This window comes from Paenibacillus silviterrae, assembly GCF_030167925.1.
In the GTDB taxonomy this organism is placed as follows: domain Bacteria; phylum Bacillota; class Bacilli; order Paenibacillales; family NBRC-103111; genus Paenibacillus_G; species Paenibacillus_G silviterrae.
Genome location: NZ_JASKUT010000001.1, coordinates 589,500 through 606,222 on the forward strand (window position 1 = coordinate 589,500; position 16,723 = coordinate 606,222).

The window sequence follows — 16,723 nt, forward strand, 5'->3', positions numbered from 1 at the left end:
GGGAAAGCTATGCAGGGGGATTCACCCGGAGACGGCCAGCGGATTACGAAGGCTGCTTGCCGTCTGTCGGAAGGAGAGTGCGTTTTGACTTGGCACTGGCCCTCCGACATCCAGTATGTCAAAATATGCAGCTTTGCCGCCGGAGACGAGTTGGCCTTAGAGCAGGAGAACGAAAGCAGGTGGAAGGTGTACACCCGGGAGGAATACAAGGCCCGCGGAGGGTACCGGGTGCCTGCCGATTTTCTTGGCGTTCGCGTGTTCAGAATATATCCGTGCGTGATGAAGGAGGGGCAGCTGAAGGCGCATCGGCAGTCGGACAGCGAGCATGTAGCCCGTTTCAATGGAGGGCGGGCGAAGCTTCGCTATTCGATCCGTTACGGCTGGGGATGGTTCGGTAAGCATCGTTCGGCGAAGCTGCGCTTAACCTGCGAAATACCCGTGCCGAAGGAAGCCTTATGTTATGTCAAAAAATCAGGCGGGGTTCCGCTGCATCCCGGGGACGGGACGCGGTATCCTCTCCACCGGGATTTATCGGCAGGGGTCACGGAGCTGCCTGAGATCCAGATCGGTCGGGAGGACCGGATCCGGATCTTTTTGACCGATGGTAAGCTGTATGGAGATCTTTACGAAATCGTACCGGAGTAATCAGGAGGAGGGAAGCAGCCATGCTGGGCTTTTTGAAACAGTTCTTCGACAAACAACCGCAGGCAAAGGAAAGGCCTCCGTTCTATAGCATTGTATGTCCGTATTGCTTTGCCAAATACGAGCCGTCTGCGGTCGTATTCCGGGCGGCACACGTGAAGGAGCATGACGATGAATTCGCCCTGCAGGAGGATATGAGGTTGAATGAATGGCGCCGTAAATTCCGGCTCGCTCAGCCCGATATGGAAGCCGTAATCGATCCTGAGCTGATTCCCGAGGAGCATCGGATGTATTCCGGCGAGGTGCTGGTGGGCGTCACGGACCGCTATGGCGTCTCAACACGGAAGCGGTTATGCCCTAAGTGCCACAATGAGCTGCCGATTACGGCGGGGCAGGTGCCGAGCAATATCATCTCGATTGTCGGAGCCTCCCAGGTCGGTAAATCCGTTTATATGACCTCGCTCATTCATACGCTTCAAACCGAGACGGCGGCCCATTTCGATGCGGCCTGCATGCCGCTCAGCGCGGACATCTCCCGGAAGTTTCGCCAGCAATATCATGAGCCGATCTTCGAGCGCGGAAGTATGCTGCAATCGACGAACCCCAACGAGCAGCAGGAGCCGTTTATTTTTCAATTCGTGTTCAAGGATGAGGCTAAGGCTCCGCTGCTGCTTGTATTCTTCGATGTGGCAGGCGAGGGGATGGTGGAGCGCGACTATCTGGACATTTATGCCGCGCATATTCAAAACTCGTCAGGCATCTTGTTCCTGGTGGACCCGCTGCAGGTTCGCACCATTCGCGATAAGATCCGGCTGAACCTCGGAGAGGAAGGAGAGTTTGCCGCCCGCTACGACGAACCTAGAGAGGTAGTTATTTCTCTTTACGAAAATTTCATTTCACATCAGCGAAGCGGCAAGACCGACATCCCGACGGCGATTGTGCTGACCAAAAGCGATATGCTGCTTCATCTGCAGGAGGAAGACGGCGATTATATTCAGCCTAACAGCAATGTATTCCGCGATGTAAGACACCGTGGAGCCTTAGACCGTACGGAATTTGAAAATATTAACGGGGAAATCGGCAGGTTCATCGAAAAGGTGGACCGGCCGTTCAAAGATGCGGTCGATGTGTATTTCCGCAATACGGCCTATTTTGCCGTGTCAGCCTTAGGCTCCAATCCCGTGAACCGGCAGGTTCAGGGTGTCATCAGCCCGATCCGAGTGGATGAGCCCTTCCTATGGCTGCTTCACCAGCTCGAATATATCGACAGGGGAGATCGCCGGTGATGGCACAAGCATTGCGAATTCAGCAGCATTACTATACCCGATGCCGCGAAGGGTTGTTTCGCAGCAACGAGGGCTTTGATACGGTTGCGGTATCGCCGGGCTTGGACAGCGCCTTTATTAAATCCGTCCTGCATCCTTATTGCTACTACAAGGCTCCGCGAACGACGCCTGCACCGGCTTCCTCACAGGCTACAAATGCGGAGCAAACGTGCTACCCGCCGTCGCTAGTTGTGTATCCGACGGATCATGGAGATTTGGTAATCGGGCAGACGGTTTTTGTAGAAGCGGATTTCACGGGACAGCGCAGCGCGTTCTTTACTCAACAATATGTCGTCCCTTCCGCGCTGCGGGAGGAATGGCTTCGAAGCAGCGATAGAATCTTTCGGCTGAAGAGCTTCTCTGAGAGCTACGATGACTCGCAAGGCAAGAGTCTGCCGGAGCTGGAGAACGACGATAAGAGGCTGCTGGCCGCAGAATCCCGGCCGGAAGACGAGCCGGACCGGCTGCTGGTGCGGTTAGGCTTGGACCGACAGCTGTTCGGGCAGCTGCTTTTGTCCGTTATGGCATCCGTCACGAACCGCCGCAAAGTATATATTGTTTTGAGTGAGGAAGCCGTTCAGGCTGAGCGGGACGCGCGCGAGCTTATGAAGCTGGTGTACGACTGCTTGCCTTATGCCTACCGACGGAAGCTCGGCGTAGTCACCTTCTCCGGGGAAGCGGAGGCCAAGCAGCATATTCACGTGACCTTCTTGGATAAGGAAGCCCTACGACAGGCCGGCAGTCAGCTGGAACGGGACGTGCTGTTCGACTTCTCCGCAGCCCGGGGCGGTCAAGTTAAAGGCGCAGATTCGAAGGCGGCGGCACCGATGCTCCTGGAGGCGATATGGCATCGGCGCCATTCGCCAGAACATCTGCGGGAGCTGTTCGATTATTGTGAGCAGGCACTGGAGGGTTTGGAGGAAAGCTTGCCGTATTCCGTTTCGGCTTATGAAGAGTTATGCCGTCTGTTTGAAATCGGACAAGGGGAAGCGAGTCTGTACGATGCGGATCGGACCGGAGTGTGGAAGGCTCTCAAGAAGTACTTGCAGCAAGGAAAGGAAGCAGGGGGCAAGGAGAAGCTGCATGAGCTTCTTGTTCAGCTCCTTCGTATAGAAACGGGGCATGTAGGGCGGACGGCCGACGCCGCTCTCGCCGACGCCATGTTTGCCTGCGAAGCGGACGCCGCTCCGGGAGAGCAGGTGCTGCTGCGGCGTGCCCTCTCCCTCTTCGTTGTGCGTGCCGTGACGGCAGGCGGTACAAATGCCGGCCGCGAGCTGCTGGAAACCTTGCGGCGGCAGCCGGTCTCCTTCCGCACCTTCTTCCAAGAGCTTTATTCCCAGTCGGCAGCAGCGGCCGAGGACTGTGTTTCGGTTGCCCTGCAGAATGCGGAGGGCAGCCGGGGGCTTATGACCGAGCTCTCGTTCTGGGCCTCTCATGCGGATATGCTTCCGGTATCCTTCTTTGCCGGGCAGACGCAAGCGGCGCTGCGGCGTCTTGTAACGAAAGATTCGGGGAAACGGGCGATAGAGACGGCTTCCGGCTTATTTTCTTTTTTCGAAAAGCTGCCTGCCGTGGAAGGGCTGCAGCGCTATGAAGAGTATAGTGAGCTGATGCTGCTTGAGCTGCAGCTTCAATTGCTTGAAGGCTTATCCTTAGGGGAGCTTGAGGCCGAGGACCTGCTTCGTATGGGCTTTATGCTGAATCGCCCGGACCCGAGGCTTCTGTCGTATATGCCGAAGGGGCAGCGGTTAACCTTTGATTTATGGGCTTCGATTTATTACATCCTTACCTTGAAAAGGGGAGAAGAGGAGCAGGCGGAGGAGCTTTTGCTTCAGCTCGGGCCGCTGGAGCTTGAGCGCGCCCAAGAGTTTTTGCGTCGAGCGTGGACGGGTAAAATTCCCGTCGAGGCCTTCCGAGCTGTCACCTTTGCTTTTTATGTCGGCCAAGAGAAAGGGCAGACAGGCCGGGGGAAGTATGACTTCGATCGACTCCTTGCGTATATGGCGGCACAAGGCGGCAAAGATTCCGTTTATGATTTCATTGAATGGAGTATTACCGATCCAAGGTTCACAGGTGCAGGCGAAGAGATAGAGCCGCATTATCGTGCGGCGCTGCACCGGTATTTTGATCGTTATGATCATCGCGGACTGCGCCAGAAGGAGGTTTCCCGGCGGTTCTTGGCCGTGTCTCATTCGGCCTACAGGGCGTTGTTCCAAGAGATTAAACGGCGCCAAGCGCCGAAATGGCAGCAGCTTGTTATGGCGCGAAGAAAACCGCTGGCCATCCTGCTGGGGTTGATTCTCTTGATTGCCGGTCTAACAGGCTGGAAGCCTGTGGCAGCGTTATTGATAAGCCCGGTGCCTCAGCTGCAGGTGACCGGCGTGCCGGACCGGACGTATGCCGAATCGGTAACGCTCCAAATTCAAGCGACCGATGCGCTGGATCGAAAGCCCAGCATTTATTTCGAAGGGGAAATGATCGGGCAAGGGCAGGTCAGCAGCGAGGTGAAGCTCCGCGAGGGGGAGAATGTGTTTACCCTCAAGGCGCAAAACAAGTACGGCGGTGTCAGCGAAACGATTCGGAAGGTAGTTGTGCTTGAGCCCCTTATAGGACCGCCGCTTCCGGAGACCAAACCGCAGTCAGCCAGTAAGAGCACGGGCGGATCTCCCGCCGGTAAGACTACAGGGACGCAGTCGAATAGCGGAAGTCGATAACAAAACAAAGCACTCATCTCCGCAGCATAAGGCTGCCGCCGGTAATTAAACGGCAGCCTTATGCTGCTTATTTCAATTCTGCCAAACGTTGAAACGGTTACCGTCCGGATCTCTAAAGCGGAATTGCAGTCCGCACGAGCCGTTGTCCGTGATCGGTTCGACCTCTGCGCCATGCTCTTCAAGCGACTGATGAAGTGCAACGATATTGTCGGTTTCGAACGTAAGGGAAAACATTTCAAAGTCTTTCCCTTCCCAGCTGTCCGTCGTAAAGTTGGCATTGGATCTATCCTTGGATTCGATGAGGAAAATCCATTGTCCGCTGCCCATGATCAGGATGCTGTCATTCCGGTCAAAGGCCTTCAAGCCAAGCACCTGCATGTACCACGCTCTCGACCGGGCAAGGCTCGCTACCGGCAAGTAACTGCACAACACCCCCTTAACAAGCGGCGTCTTTGTGGCGTTAGTCTTTTGTTCAACATCCGTGAATGGTTGTTGCATCTTCATTACCTCCTTAATTGGTTTCAGCATATAGACGATTTCATCCGCAAAAAACCGTCACGCCATTCAAAAAAAATTAGAACGCCGTAAAAGCGCCGTAACGATTACCGTCCGGATCAAAGAAAAAGACGCGCATTTGCCCTATTCCCGGGGCCTCCTCCCGCACCGTTCGAACTCCCTGCTCCTCCAATGTCCGGCAAAATTGATCTTCGTTCTCAATCAGGAAGACTACGGCCGGCTGCCTTGACGAAGCGTGCTCCCGAATCACATCCTCGCGCACTTCGATCAAAAACAAGCAATGACCCGACGGCAGCAGGATGTGTCCGTTATGGTCGAGCGAGAGGCCCAGGACACGGACGAACCATTCGGTCGATTGGCGTCTATCCGACACGGGGATATAGAATTGGCCTGCTTGTTTGACAATCCGTTCCATGACGGGGACCAGCAGCTCGTCGGAAGCTTCGCGTTTTCGGAAATGACCGGCCCAAGCGGACAGGTGCTGCTCCTTCAGCAGCTTGCGGCTTCGCCTTATTCGGCTTTCTACTGCTGCGACAGACATATGTAGCATGCGGGCGATTTCGGGCATCGTCATCTCGCTGACATAAAAGGACAGCAGGATGGTACGATTCGTTTCATCAAGCTGCTGGAGCGCTTGCTTGACATCAAGACGCATTTCTTGCCGGAATATTATATCCTCCGCTTGTCGTTCGTTTTCCCTGAGCGCTAGTTGCCCGAGCTCCTTATGCAGAAGGGATTTGCGGGTCTGTAACCGCTTATAATCGATGGATAGATGAAGAGCGATGGAATACAGCCAGCTTCCGAATCGTTCAGGCTGCCGGAGGCTGTGCAGGGAACGGAACGCTTTCACGAAGCATTCCTGCGCGATATCTTGGGCAAGAAAGTAGTCCCGCAGGATATCAAAAGCAATGGCGCATACGGCGTTTGTATACGATCGTACTAACTCGGCGAAAGCCTGGGCATCTCCCCCGGCAGCCGCAATGACAAGGTCCGTTTCTAACGAACCGGAATACTTGTGCTGATCGAGCTTCCTCATCTCCCACGTCTCCTCTACTAATCCTCGGCCCAATTTTATCCAATTATATCACAAGAGCGGGCGTTGCTTGAAAGAGGCCGGCAACATTGTGCAAACCAGATAAAAATGTTCAAGCCCGTGAGCGAACGGCGGCAAGATCTTATTATAGCGGGAAAGAACAAGGACGAGTAAGGTTGGAATGATTACATCAAACAAAGGTCAGGTGAATGGCAGCATGAATCGTTTCGGCAAGGGAAGCGTATGGCTGGCAGAGTGGAAAATGACAAAGGACCTCATCACAGGCATACCTATGCGTCAATTGACGGATGTGTTGTCGCATAGCTTTCATCTGTATTTCACGAATGACGGCTGGTATGAAGGCGGCAGGAAGCTGTTGTTTGGCTCGGACAGAGAGAATGCGACGAACTTGTACAGCCTGGATCTTACCACCGGTGAAATTACCCAGCTGACAGCGTATAAGGATGCGCGAGCAGCAATTCAAGGGACATATGTCAATCCTAAGAGAAAGGCAGCCTACTTCGGACGGGATAATCATATCGTCGCTCTGAATCTTGAGACGCTGGAGGAACAATTCATTTACGAGACACCGGCACGTTATAGCCTGGGAAATATCAGCTGCACCGCCGATGGGATGTGGCTCTGTACCGGTATCAAGGAGGATCTGTCCGACCGGATACAGGCGTCGCTCGGAGCCGGTTATATCGGCTTCGAGGAAACGGCCAGGGCCAAGCCGCATTGCCAGATTGTGCTTATTCCCGCAGAGAGCGGAGAGGCCAAGGTGCTCCACGAGGATAACGTATGGATCGGACATGTGAACGCGTCGCCGACGCAGCCGCATTTGCTCAGCTTTTGTCATGAAGGGCCGTGGGACTTGGTGGATCACCGGATCTGGTGCCTGAATATCGAAACCGGAGACCGCTGGAAGATCAGAGCGTCGGCCGACAATGTGTTTGTCGGGCATGAGTATTGGCATACGGATGGCATAAGAATCGGCTATCATGGCTATACGGAATCGCTGTCGAACAAAGACGGCAAATTTATCGGCTCCGTCCGATATGATAATACGGAGGGAGAGGAGTTTGCGTTTCCGTTCCAGAACATGCATGTCCATTCGAATGATTCCAGCCTGATCGCAGGGGATGGGCAGCAGACCAGCGCATATCACGGGGAGCAGCTTCAGGACACCATCTGTTTGTGGAAAAAGACGGGTGACCGTTTGGAAGGCCCCAGGATTTTGTGCAGGCACAGGGGGAGCTTCCAGTCGCAAAAGATTCACGTGCACCCGCGGTTCAGCCCGGACGGGAAGCAGCTGCTCTTTACCAGCGATATGTCCGGCTATGGCAATTTGTACTTGGTTGATGTGCCTGAATTTGAAACGCTGCCTAAGCAGTCTTTATAATAGCTCCAAGAAAGAATTAGAAATGTATTCAATGAAAGGGTTGGTTGTGCTATGAAATGGAGCGCCCAATTTGCATTTGCTCCCGAAGAGGCCGGAGCCGGCGTGATCCGAATCGAGTCCCGGGATGCTTATGATATGGTGCGGGGATACGGCTATGCCCAATCTCCCGAGCCTTCGCGAAATGAGGACATGCGGGATTCCTGGCCGGGAGAATATTTTATACCGCATGTTCCCACTTTTCTGGTCGATGTGCCATACGGCAACTACAAGGTGACCGTAACGGTCGGCAGGCCGGATGCCCCGTCAGCTACAACGATTAAGGCAGGTCAGGGGCACCTTATGCTGGATTCGCTCCAAACGGCGCGGGGGGAGACAATCCGCGAGACGTTCGCGGTACATGTGGAAGACGGGCAGCTGAAGCTTGCTTTTGCCGGTGCCGCCCCGGGAGTTCGGAAGATCGAGGTTGAACGTTCTCCCGATGTGCCCACGCTGTTTCTTGCGGGAGATTCCACGGTGACGGATCAAGCTTCCGGCCAGTACCCATACACGGGCTGGGGGCAAATGATAAGTAAATTTCTAACGGCAGGGCTGGCGGTTTCCAACCATGCCCGTTCGGGCAGAAGCTCGAAGAGCTTTATCGATGAAAGCAGGCTGACCAAGCTGTGGAGAAGAGTACGCCCCTCCGATTTTATCCTGGTTCAGTTTGCCCATAACGATGAGAAGGACAATGACGGAGGTACGCAGCCTTATACTACTTATCAGCAGTACCTGAAACGTTACATCGACGGTGCTCGGGAACGCGGAGCGCATCCGGTGCTGGTTGCTCCGATGCATAGAAGATTTTTTGACGAGCAGGGGCAAATCAAGAATACCCACGGCGAATATATCGAAGCGATGCGCCAGCTGGCAGACAGGGAGCAGGTTCCTTTTCTGGATCTGGCCTCCAAGAGTAAGGAGCTGTTCGAGAAGCTAGGCGCAGAAAAGACGAAAGGGATCTTTATGTGGGCGGAGCCGGGCCGGTTTGCCAGTATGCCGGAGGGGGCGCAGGACAATACCCACTTTTCCGAGGAGGGCGGAATTGCCATTGCCCGTCTGGTAGCGGAATGCATCCGGGAAGCCGGAGTAGAGCCACTTGCGTCTTATCTGAGGTAGCTGAACGACTTGATTTCACTCGTCGCCTTCGCGGCCAATGATCCATGCCTTGAACCCGGCCTAAGGCCGGGTTTTTCAGCATGCGAAGGGGATGCTACGTATGGTTTTCTCTCCTTTGTTTTATTTTTGATTATTTTTGAATTTGTTGTATTCAGAACAAAACAAATGTGTTAAGATGAAAACAAAATCAAATAAACATTCATTCGGAGGTATTATCAACATGGTACAAAGTTTGTGGGATTCTTCCAAAGCAGCAGAGCTGACAACAGGACTCGATCAATTGGTTTACCGTTCGAATCTGATCGGAACCGATCGCCGTGTATGCAACTATGGCGGCGGCAATACCTCCAGCAAGACCATCGTGAAGGATTTCCGCGGCCGCGATATCGAAGTAATGTATGTAAAGGGCAGCGGCTCCGACCTGGCAACGATGAAAGCGTCTAACTTTACAGGTTTGCGCATGGAAGACATTCGTCCTTTGTTCGAGAAGGAAGATATGTCCGACGAGGACATGGTGGCTTACCTGGCTAACTGTATGATCGACGCCAAGCATCCGCGGGCATCGATTGAAACGCTGCTTCACGCCTTTCTTCCGTTCAAGCATGTAGATCACACCCATCCTGACGCCATCATCAGCCTTTGCTGCGCGGACAACGGTCAGGCGGTAGCAAGAGAGATTTTCGGCGACCGGTTCGTTTGGGTTCCTTATATTCGTCCCGGCTTCAAGCTGTCCAAAATGATCGCGGAAGGCGTATTGAGCAATCCTAAAGCTGAGCTGGTGCTCATGGAGAAGCACGGTCTCGTTACTTGGGGAGAAACCTCCGAGGAAGCGTACGCGCAAACCATCAAGATCATTAGCGAAGCGGAAGCTTATATTGAAGCGCGCGTGCAAGAAGAGAAGGTATTCGGCGGCGTGAAGCATGCAGCTCTGCCGGCTGATGTTCGCAGAAGCATTGCAGCGCAAGTGATGCCGACGATCCGCGGCGCGGTCAGCGACGTGAAGAAGATGATTCTTTCCTTCGACGATGCGGATGACGTGTTGCAATTCGTAGGCGGTCAAAATTCCGCTACCCTGTCCCAGGTCGGCGCGGCATGTCCGGATCATCTGGTACACACCAAGGTCGTTCCACTGTTCATCGACTGGACGCCGAATGTGGATGACGTGGAAGGTTTGAAAGCGAAGCTGAAGGAAGGCATTGCCGCTTATAAAGAAAGCTATCAGGCTTACTTCGAGCGCAACAAGAACGAAGGCGACGTCATGTTCGAAGCAGCTCCGCGCGTAATTCTGATCCCTGGCGTAGGGATGATCAATACGGGTAAAAGCTGGTTCATGTCGCAAGTCAGCGGAGCACTGTACCACCGCGCGATTGCCGTGATGAGAGGCGCAACGGCGCTTGGCGAGTTCGTATCCCTGAGCGAGAACGAGTCCTACAACGTAGAGTACTGGCCGCTCGAGCTGTACAAATTGTCTTTGGCTCCTGCCGAAGCGGAATTCTCCCGCAAGGTTGCCTTTATTACAGGCGGAGCCGGCGGAATCGGCAGCGAAACGGCTCGCCGCTTGGTTTCGGAAGGCGCCCACGTGGTGCTGGCCGACCTGAACCTCGAAGGCGCAGAGAAGGTGGCTGCGGAAATCAACGCGAAGTACGGCGAGAACCGTGCTGTGGCCGTCAAGGTTGACGTAACCAGCGAAGACATGATCAAAGCGGCTTATGCCGAAACGGCGATCGCATTCGGCGGCGTAGACATTATCGTCAACAACGCAGGTCTTGCTACCTCCAGTCCGTTCGACCAAACGTCGCTGAAGGAATGGAACCTGAACATGAACGTGCTGGGTACCGGCTACTTCCTGGTTGCCCGTGAGGCGTTCATCCTGATGAAGGAGCAGGCCATCGGCGGCAACATGGTATTCATCGGCTCCAAGAACTCCGTATACGCAGGTAAAAATGCGACGGCCTACAGCGCGGCGAAGGCACTGGAAGCGCATCTGGCCCGTTGTATCGCAGCGGAAGGCGGCGAGTTCGGTATTCGCGTGAATACGATTCTCCCGGATGCCATTCTGCAGGGCTCCGCGATTTGGAACGGAAGCTGGCGCAATGAGCGTGCCGCAGCTTACGGCATCGAACCGGATCAGCTGGAGGAATACTACCGTAAGCGCACCACGCTGCTCGTGAACATCTATCCGCGGGATATTGCCGAAGGAGTTGCTTTCTTCGCTTCTTCCAAGTCGGATAAGACGACAGGCTGCATGCTGACGATCGACGGCGGCGTACCGGCTGCCTTTACCCGCTAATAGCATGATCACTCTTGAGGAGGAATTTCCTATGCCAGCAGCTACAGGCGAGAAGGTATGGATCATTCCTGACGGTTACATTCCGGAGCAAAGCTCCGGAACGTTAACCAGTCACGAGTCCATTTGCGTATTGAACACCGCGGTTGAAGCGGCGAACCTTGAACTGACGATCTTCTTCGAGGACCGCGAGCCGATTGAAGAAATCATGGAGATTGTGCCGGGCCGCCGGACGAGACATATTCGCACGAGCTCCTTAGCCAATCAGGCAGGCAACAAGATTCCGCTTGGTGTTCCTTATGCCATTGAAGTGAGAAGCGACATTCCCGTTGTCGTACAATACAGCCGTCTGGATTCGACCCAGGCCGAGAACGCCCTAATGTCCGTCATGGCTTTCCCGATTAAATAATCCCAGAATGAGGTGCGGATCCAATGGATAAAACCATCCAAGCCAATTATGAATTGGCGAAGCAACTATATGCAGCCCATGGCATCGATGTCGATCAAGTGCTTGAGCAGCTGGAAAAAATCAAAATTTCCATGCACTGCTGGCAGGGCGATGATGTAAGGGGATTCTTGAACCGCGGGCAGGATTTGACCGGCGGAATTTCCGTAACGGGCAACTATCCGGGCGCGGCGCAAACCCCGGCTGAGCTGCGTGCGGATCTGGAGAAAGCGTTCTCCTTGATTCCCGGCAAGCATAAGGTGAACCTTCACGCGATTTATGCGGATACGGAAGAGAAGGTCGAGCTCGATCAGCTGGAGCCCAAGCATTATCAAGGCTGGGTCGAATGGGCGAAAGAGCAGGGCTTAGGTCTAGATTTCAACCCGACCTGCTTCTCCCATGAGAAGTCCAAGGACGGATTTACCCTCAGCCATCCGGACCCGGCCATTCGCCAATTTTGGATCGATCACTGCAAGGCCTCCAGAAAAATCGGCGCCTACTTCGGCGAGCAGCTTGGCCAAACGTGCGTCACAAACGTGTGGATACCGGACGGCTTCAAGGATGCGCCGGCCGACCGATTGGCGCCAAGACAGCGCTTGAAGGCGGCATTGGACGAAGTGTTCGCCGAAGAGCTGAACCCGGCACACAACCTGGACGCGGTCGAGAGCAAGCTGTTCGGCCTTGGATCCGAAGCGTACGTCGTGGGCTCCCACGAGTTCTATATGGGCTACGGCATTCAAAACAACAAATTGATCTGTCTGGATGCGGGTCATTTCCATCCGACAGAAATGATTTCCAATAAGCTTTCCTCCTTATCGCTGTTTACCGATGGCATTCTGCTCCACGTAAGCCGACCTATGAGATGGGACAGCGACCACGTAGTGACCCTGGACGATGAGCTGATTGATATTTCCCGGGAATTAGTGCGCGGCAACCTGCTGGACAAAACGTACATCGGTCTCGACTTCTTCGACGCGAGCATCAACCGTGTTGCCGCTTGGGTCATCGGTACCCGCAACACGATCAAGGCGCTGCTTCGCGCACTGCTCGATCCGGTTGAAGCGTTGAAGAAGGCGGAGCTTGAGGGCGATTACACAACACGTCTTGCTCTGACGGAGGAGTTCAAATCATATCCTTTCGGAGCCGTGTGGGATTACTATTGCGCATCCAAAGGGGTTCCGGTTCGCGAGGAATGGCTTACTGAAGTAAAAGCCTACGAGCAGGAAGTACTGCTTAAGCGCGGAAACTAATTAACGGAAAAGGGTGATATCCTTTGGGAAGCATTGTCGCTTTTGATTTGGGCGCGAGCAGCGGCCGAGCGATGCTCGGGCGTTTGACTGACGGCAAGATCGAGATCACGGAGCTTCATCGGTTTTCCAATGATCCGGTGCAGGTGGGAGACCGCTTGCACTGGGACATTTTGCGGCTGTATCACGAAATCAAGCAAGCCCTTATACTTGCCAAAAATAAAGGCATCGAAATCGACAGCATCGGAATCGATTCTTGGGCGGTCGATTTCGGATTTATCGGTCCGAACGGCGAGCTTGTCGGCAATCCTTATCATTACCGCGACCGCCATACGGAAGGGATGATGGAGAAGCTGTTCGCCCGTATCCCGGCATCGGAGATTTTCGCCAGAACGGGCATTCAGTTCCTTCAATTTAATACGATCTTTCAGCTGTTTGCCCTGAAGGAAGCGGGCTCCCCTTGGCTGCAGAAGGAAAACCGGCTGCTGATGATACCGGATCTGCTGAGATATTTCCTGACCGGTGAAATGCATAACGAGTTCTCGAATGCAACGACCACCCAGTTGTTTAACCCGGCAACGGGAAGCTGGGACAGAGAGCTTCTGAAGCAGCTCGATCTCCCGGAATCCTGGTTCGGAGAGGTGCTGCAGCCGGGCAGTAAGGCGGGCATGCTTCAGGCATCCGTATGCGAGGAGCTGGGTGTTCCCTCCATCCCTGTCTATGCGGTAGCCGAGCATGATACAGGCTCCGCGGTAGCAGCCGTTCCGGCAACCGACCGGTCCTTCGCGTACCTTAGCTGCGGTACTTGGTCCTTGATGGGCACCGAGGTACAGGAGCCGGTCATTAACGAGCTAGCGCAGGAGCTGAACTTTACGAACGAAGGCGGGGCTTACGGAACGTACCGTCTGCTTAAGAACATCATGGGGTTGTGGATCCTGAACGAAAGCCGCCGTGAGTGGGAGAAGGCCGGTAAGTCGTACTCTTTCCCTGAGCTGGTGAAGCTGGCTGGAGAGGCGAAGCCGTTCCAATCGTTCATCGACCCGGACGACTCCTTGTTCCTTGCGCCGGGTGACATGCCGTCCCGGATTGCGCAATACTGCCGCCAAACCGGTCAGCAAGCTCCCGAAACCGCCGGCGAATTCGTGCGCTGCATTTTGGAGAGTCTGGCACTGAAGTATCGGTATGTGCTGGAGATGACCGAGCGGCTGTCGGGTCAAAGCTTTAACGGCTTGCATATGGTCGGCGGCGGCATTCAGAATACGCTGCTGTGCCAGTGGTCGGCGAATGCGATCGGCAAACCGGTGTGGGCCGGGCCTTCCGAAGGCAGCGCCCTCGGAAACCTTGCCGTGCAATGGATTGCGCAGGGCGTTTTCAAGGATATTTGGGAAGCTCGACAGGCTATTCGGGATTCCTTCCCTGTAACGGAATACATGCCGGAGGCTCAGGCCGAGTGGGGCGCCGCATATGGACGCTTCTGCAAGCTGACGGGAATCGCAGAATAAGTAAAGAGCGGGAAAAGAGGTAAGCCATGCTAGTTGCGGAGCGTTATGAGAAAATAGTAGGCTTGGTCAACCAAAGAGGCTCCATCCGAGTTTCCGAGCTTAGCGACATTTTTCAGGTTACGGAAGAAACGATCCGCCGCGATCTCGACCGCTTGGAGCAAGCGGGACGTCTTCGCCGCTCGCATGGCGGTGCGGTAAGTGTGAAGGAAGGGCAACAGCCGGAGATTCCCTACTTCGAGCGGGAGATCACCTATGCGGAAGAGAAGAAGCGGATTGCGCAGGCGGCGATCAAACGGATCGGTCCGAACGACCGCATTCTGCTTGATGCGAGCTCTACCGCTTGGTACATGGCTTCGGAGGTGCCTGACGTTCCGCTTACCGTTCTAACCAATTCCATCAAGGTCGCAACCGAGCTCAGCGGCAAAGAGAAGATCGAAGTGATCTCAACAGGGGGCATTCTGGCGCAGCGATCGTTGTCGTTTGTCGGGCCTCTGGCTGAACGCTCGCTGGACGGCTACTATGTGGATAAGCTCTTTCTCTCCTGCAAGGGGGTTCATCTGGAGCGCGGCATCAGCGAATCCAATGAACTGCAAGCACGGATGAAGGAGCGGATGATCGGCATGGCGAACGAAGTGATTTTGCTCGTCGATTCCAGCAAATTCGGCCAACAATCGTTTGCGCATGTGAGTGATTTGTCCGAGATTGACGTCATCATTACGGATCGCCGCATAGCTTCGGAAACGCTGGAGCAGCTGCAGGATCGCGGAATTACAGTGATAACGGTATAGTAGTGGAGGATAATGACCGTTTTGGGACAGTGGGTCGCGGGGACTGTCTCAGGACGGTTGTTTTTCTTTTCCGCGAGATTGGGGGACTTGATAAGAAGGAGAATGGCTGGTAAAATATAAAGTAATTGATTAATCACTAATCAAAATGGGGGTGCTTCTTTGGTTAAGAAAACCGCAAAAGCTTCGGACAGTTCGTCCGGTAACCGGAGGGAGGAGATCCTTGAGGCTGCCGTGCAGGTATTTTCCGAGAGCGGGTACTACAAAACGACCACCGCACATATTGCAGAGCTTGCGGGGATTTCACAGCCTTACATTTTTAAGTTTTTTAAAAATAAGGAGGAGCTTTTCATCGCGGCGCTGGAGCGCGCATTTGATCGGATCCTGCGCTCCTTTGCTCTGGCCGAGGCTCCTCCGGAGCGTTTGATTCCCAGGCTGATCGAGGTATACGAAGGCTTAATGGATACCCATCGCAATGAGATCATTATGCAGATGCAGGCGATGGTGATTCCTGAGGAGGCGATCCGTCAGCTTGTGCGGGAGAAGCTGTGGGCCATTCGTACAGCGGTGTATGAACGGGTGGTGGCTGCAAAGCTTTCCGATCCTGATCATGTTGTCAGTGTATTTATGTCCAACGGGATGCTCTGTAACGTAGCCGCCGTACTCCAGATGCCCGAATTAAAGCCGGCCTTTACGTTGAAGGGTACGAAATAGCGGCTCTTTAAGGGGGATGTGTTGTATCTCCATACGTAAATCTGCAAAAGAGCACAAATCTACGTTCCAAACTTAGGCTCAGAACGTGATTTGTGCTAAGACGCATCTTTCAGAGCGCTTTATGGCTGAAAACGGACGATGTGAGCCCGGATTGCTGCCTATTCGCAGAAATCTCAATATTATCGATGAGAGTAACAGGCGAAAGTTGCACTTTTGCAGAAATGCTTACTCGCTGAGAGATACGACTTATGCACCTGCCCCGTCAAGGGTCTTTATATATTATTGATCAATCAATAATAATCCAAACTAATTATGAAGGGATTGATGCACTTGAAACCATTACAAGAACAAGATTCATCAGCGTTAATCAATTTGACACGTTCCTTATTGCTGGGCTTGCCCTTGGCAGGAGCCTTGTTAGGCTATGTGGCTATGAAAGCAAGGGACGGCCGCATGCCGGTTACCGATTGGATGGATCCGATGCTGGCAGGACTTACCTTATTCAGCATGCTCATGGTTGAGCTGGTTGTGATCGTCTTATGGCAGCGGTTAGGAGAAGGCTTAGGGAAGCGATGGATCGCAAGGGGACTTATCATCAGCCAATGGGCTTATACGTTAGGGGAAATTGTATCCAATACCATTACGATAGGGGAGCCTCCCGAGGATATCGGTTCACTTTTTGAAATCGCTGCGGGCTCCCTGTTTGTCTTCCTTGTCATCGGTCTTGTTGTTATATTCTACCGTCAAACTCACATGAAGCCGGCAAGAGGGGGGTTCCGCCTCCTCGTTCTGGCGACCATTGCCTTCGTAGGGATGGGCTGGTGGTTCGCACACCCTATCGACCAAAGCAAACCGGGAGCGCCGGATTATATCGAGGGTAACGGCGTGTATAATTGGTTTCATCGTTACCTAAAATAACCAGGACGAGAACCCGCCGGGAACCGAGGAAACGCCAGCGG

The 16,723-nt window shown here is 53.9% G+C and carries 14 protein-coding genes; 12 read left to right on the plus strand and 2 right to left on the minus strand.

Going from position 1 to position 16,723, the window contains the following annotated elements:
- Positions 1–9 precede the first annotated feature (9 nt).
- The 3 genes from QMO62_RS02360 to QMO62_RS02370 are packed head-to-tail and all read left to right on the plus strand — an operon-like array spanning position 10 to position 4,681.
- Positions 10–645 carry a hypothetical protein gene (locus tag QMO62_RS02360; protein ID WP_284638460.1) on the plus strand — a complete coding sequence of 212 codons (636 nt, stop codon included), beginning with the start codon at positions 10–12 and terminating at the stop codon, positions 643–645.
- Between the two features lie 20 nt (positions 646–665).
- The gene (locus tag QMO62_RS02365; RefSeq protein WP_284638462.1) at positions 666–1,928 is read left to right on the plus strand and encodes a TRAFAC clade GTPase domain-containing protein; all 1,263 of its coding nucleotides are present in this window, start codon (positions 666–668) and stop codon (positions 1,926–1,928) included.
- A complete protein-coding gene (locus QMO62_RS02370) occupies positions 1,928–4,681 on the plus strand; it encodes a GAP1-N2 domain-containing protein (RefSeq protein ID WP_284638464.1) in 2,754 nt (917 codons plus the stop codon). Before QMO62_RS02365 ends, QMO62_RS02370 begins: the two co-directional genes overlap by 1 nt.
- A 72-nt stretch (positions 4,682–4,753) precedes the next feature.
- Here the strand turns inward: QMO62_RS02370 and QMO62_RS02375 are convergent, their stop codons facing one another.
- Together QMO62_RS02375 and QMO62_RS02380 are read right to left on the minus strand one after the other, a co-directional pair.
- A complete protein-coding gene (locus QMO62_RS02375; RefSeq protein ID WP_284638466.1) occupies positions 4,754–5,179 on the minus strand; it encodes a VOC family protein in 426 nt (141 codons plus the stop codon).
- Positions 5,180–5,255: 76 nt separating this feature from the next.
- On the minus strand, positions 5,256–6,233 hold the full coding sequence (locus QMO62_RS02380) for a sigma-70 family RNA polymerase sigma factor (protein WP_284638468.1): 978 nt from the start codon (positions 6,231–6,233) through the stop codon (positions 5,256–5,258).
- Between the two features lie 178 nt (positions 6,234–6,411).
- Between QMO62_RS02380 and QMO62_RS02385 the strand changes: the two genes are divergently transcribed.
- From QMO62_RS02385 to QMO62_RS02425, 9 genes are all read left to right on the plus strand, one after another.
- Positions 6,412–7,632 carry an oligogalacturonate lyase family protein gene (locus tag QMO62_RS02385; RefSeq protein WP_284638469.1) on the plus strand — a complete coding sequence of 407 codons (1,221 nt, stop codon included), beginning with the start codon at positions 6,412–6,414 and terminating at the stop codon, positions 7,630–7,632.
- A gap of 51 nt (positions 7,633–7,683) precedes the next feature.
- The gene (locus QMO62_RS02390; RefSeq protein WP_284638471.1) at positions 7,684–8,784 is read left to right on the plus strand and encodes a rhamnogalacturonan acetylesterase; all 1,101 of its coding nucleotides are present in this window, start codon (positions 7,684–7,686) and stop codon (positions 8,782–8,784) included.
- A 220-nt stretch (positions 8,785–9,004) separates the two neighbouring features.
- Positions 9,005–11,074 (plus strand): bifunctional aldolase/short-chain dehydrogenase, encoded by a 2,070-nt coding sequence (locus QMO62_RS02395; RefSeq protein ID WP_284638473.1) that lies wholly within the window; start codon positions 9,005–9,007, stop codon positions 11,072–11,074.
- 31 nt (positions 11,075–11,105) lie between these two features.
- Positions 11,106–11,480: a sensory rhodopsin transducer gene (locus tag QMO62_RS02400; RefSeq protein ID WP_284638474.1), complete on the plus strand. Its 375-nt coding sequence runs from the start codon at positions 11,106–11,108 to the stop codon at positions 11,478–11,480.
- A 23-nt stretch (positions 11,481–11,503) separates the two neighbouring features.
- On the plus strand, positions 11,504–12,766 hold the full coding sequence (gene rhaA, locus QMO62_RS02405) for an L-rhamnose isomerase (protein ID WP_284638475.1): 1,263 nt from the start codon (positions 11,504–11,506) through the stop codon (positions 12,764–12,766).
- Between the two features lie 23 nt (positions 12,767–12,789).
- Positions 12,790–14,265, plus strand: coding sequence for a rhamnulokinase (locus QMO62_RS02410; RefSeq protein ID WP_284638477.1), 1,476 nt, complete (start codon positions 12,790–12,792; stop codon positions 14,263–14,265).
- Between the two features lie 26 nt (positions 14,266–14,291).
- Positions 14,292–15,053 carry a DeoR/GlpR family DNA-binding transcription regulator gene (locus QMO62_RS02415; protein ID WP_284638479.1) on the plus strand — a complete coding sequence of 254 codons (762 nt, stop codon included), beginning with the start codon at positions 14,292–14,294 and terminating at the stop codon, positions 15,051–15,053.
- A gap of 159 nt (positions 15,054–15,212) precedes the next feature.
- Positions 15,213–15,764 carry a TetR/AcrR family transcriptional regulator gene (locus QMO62_RS02420; RefSeq protein ID WP_284638481.1) on the plus strand — a complete coding sequence of 184 codons (552 nt, stop codon included), beginning with the start codon at positions 15,213–15,215 and terminating at the stop codon, positions 15,762–15,764.
- Positions 15,765–16,094: 330 nt separating this feature from the next.
- Entirely contained in the window at positions 16,095–16,682 is a 588-nt protein-coding gene (locus QMO62_RS02425) for a hypothetical protein (RefSeq protein WP_284638483.1), read from the plus strand.
- Positions 16,683–16,723: the final 41 nt, after the last annotated feature.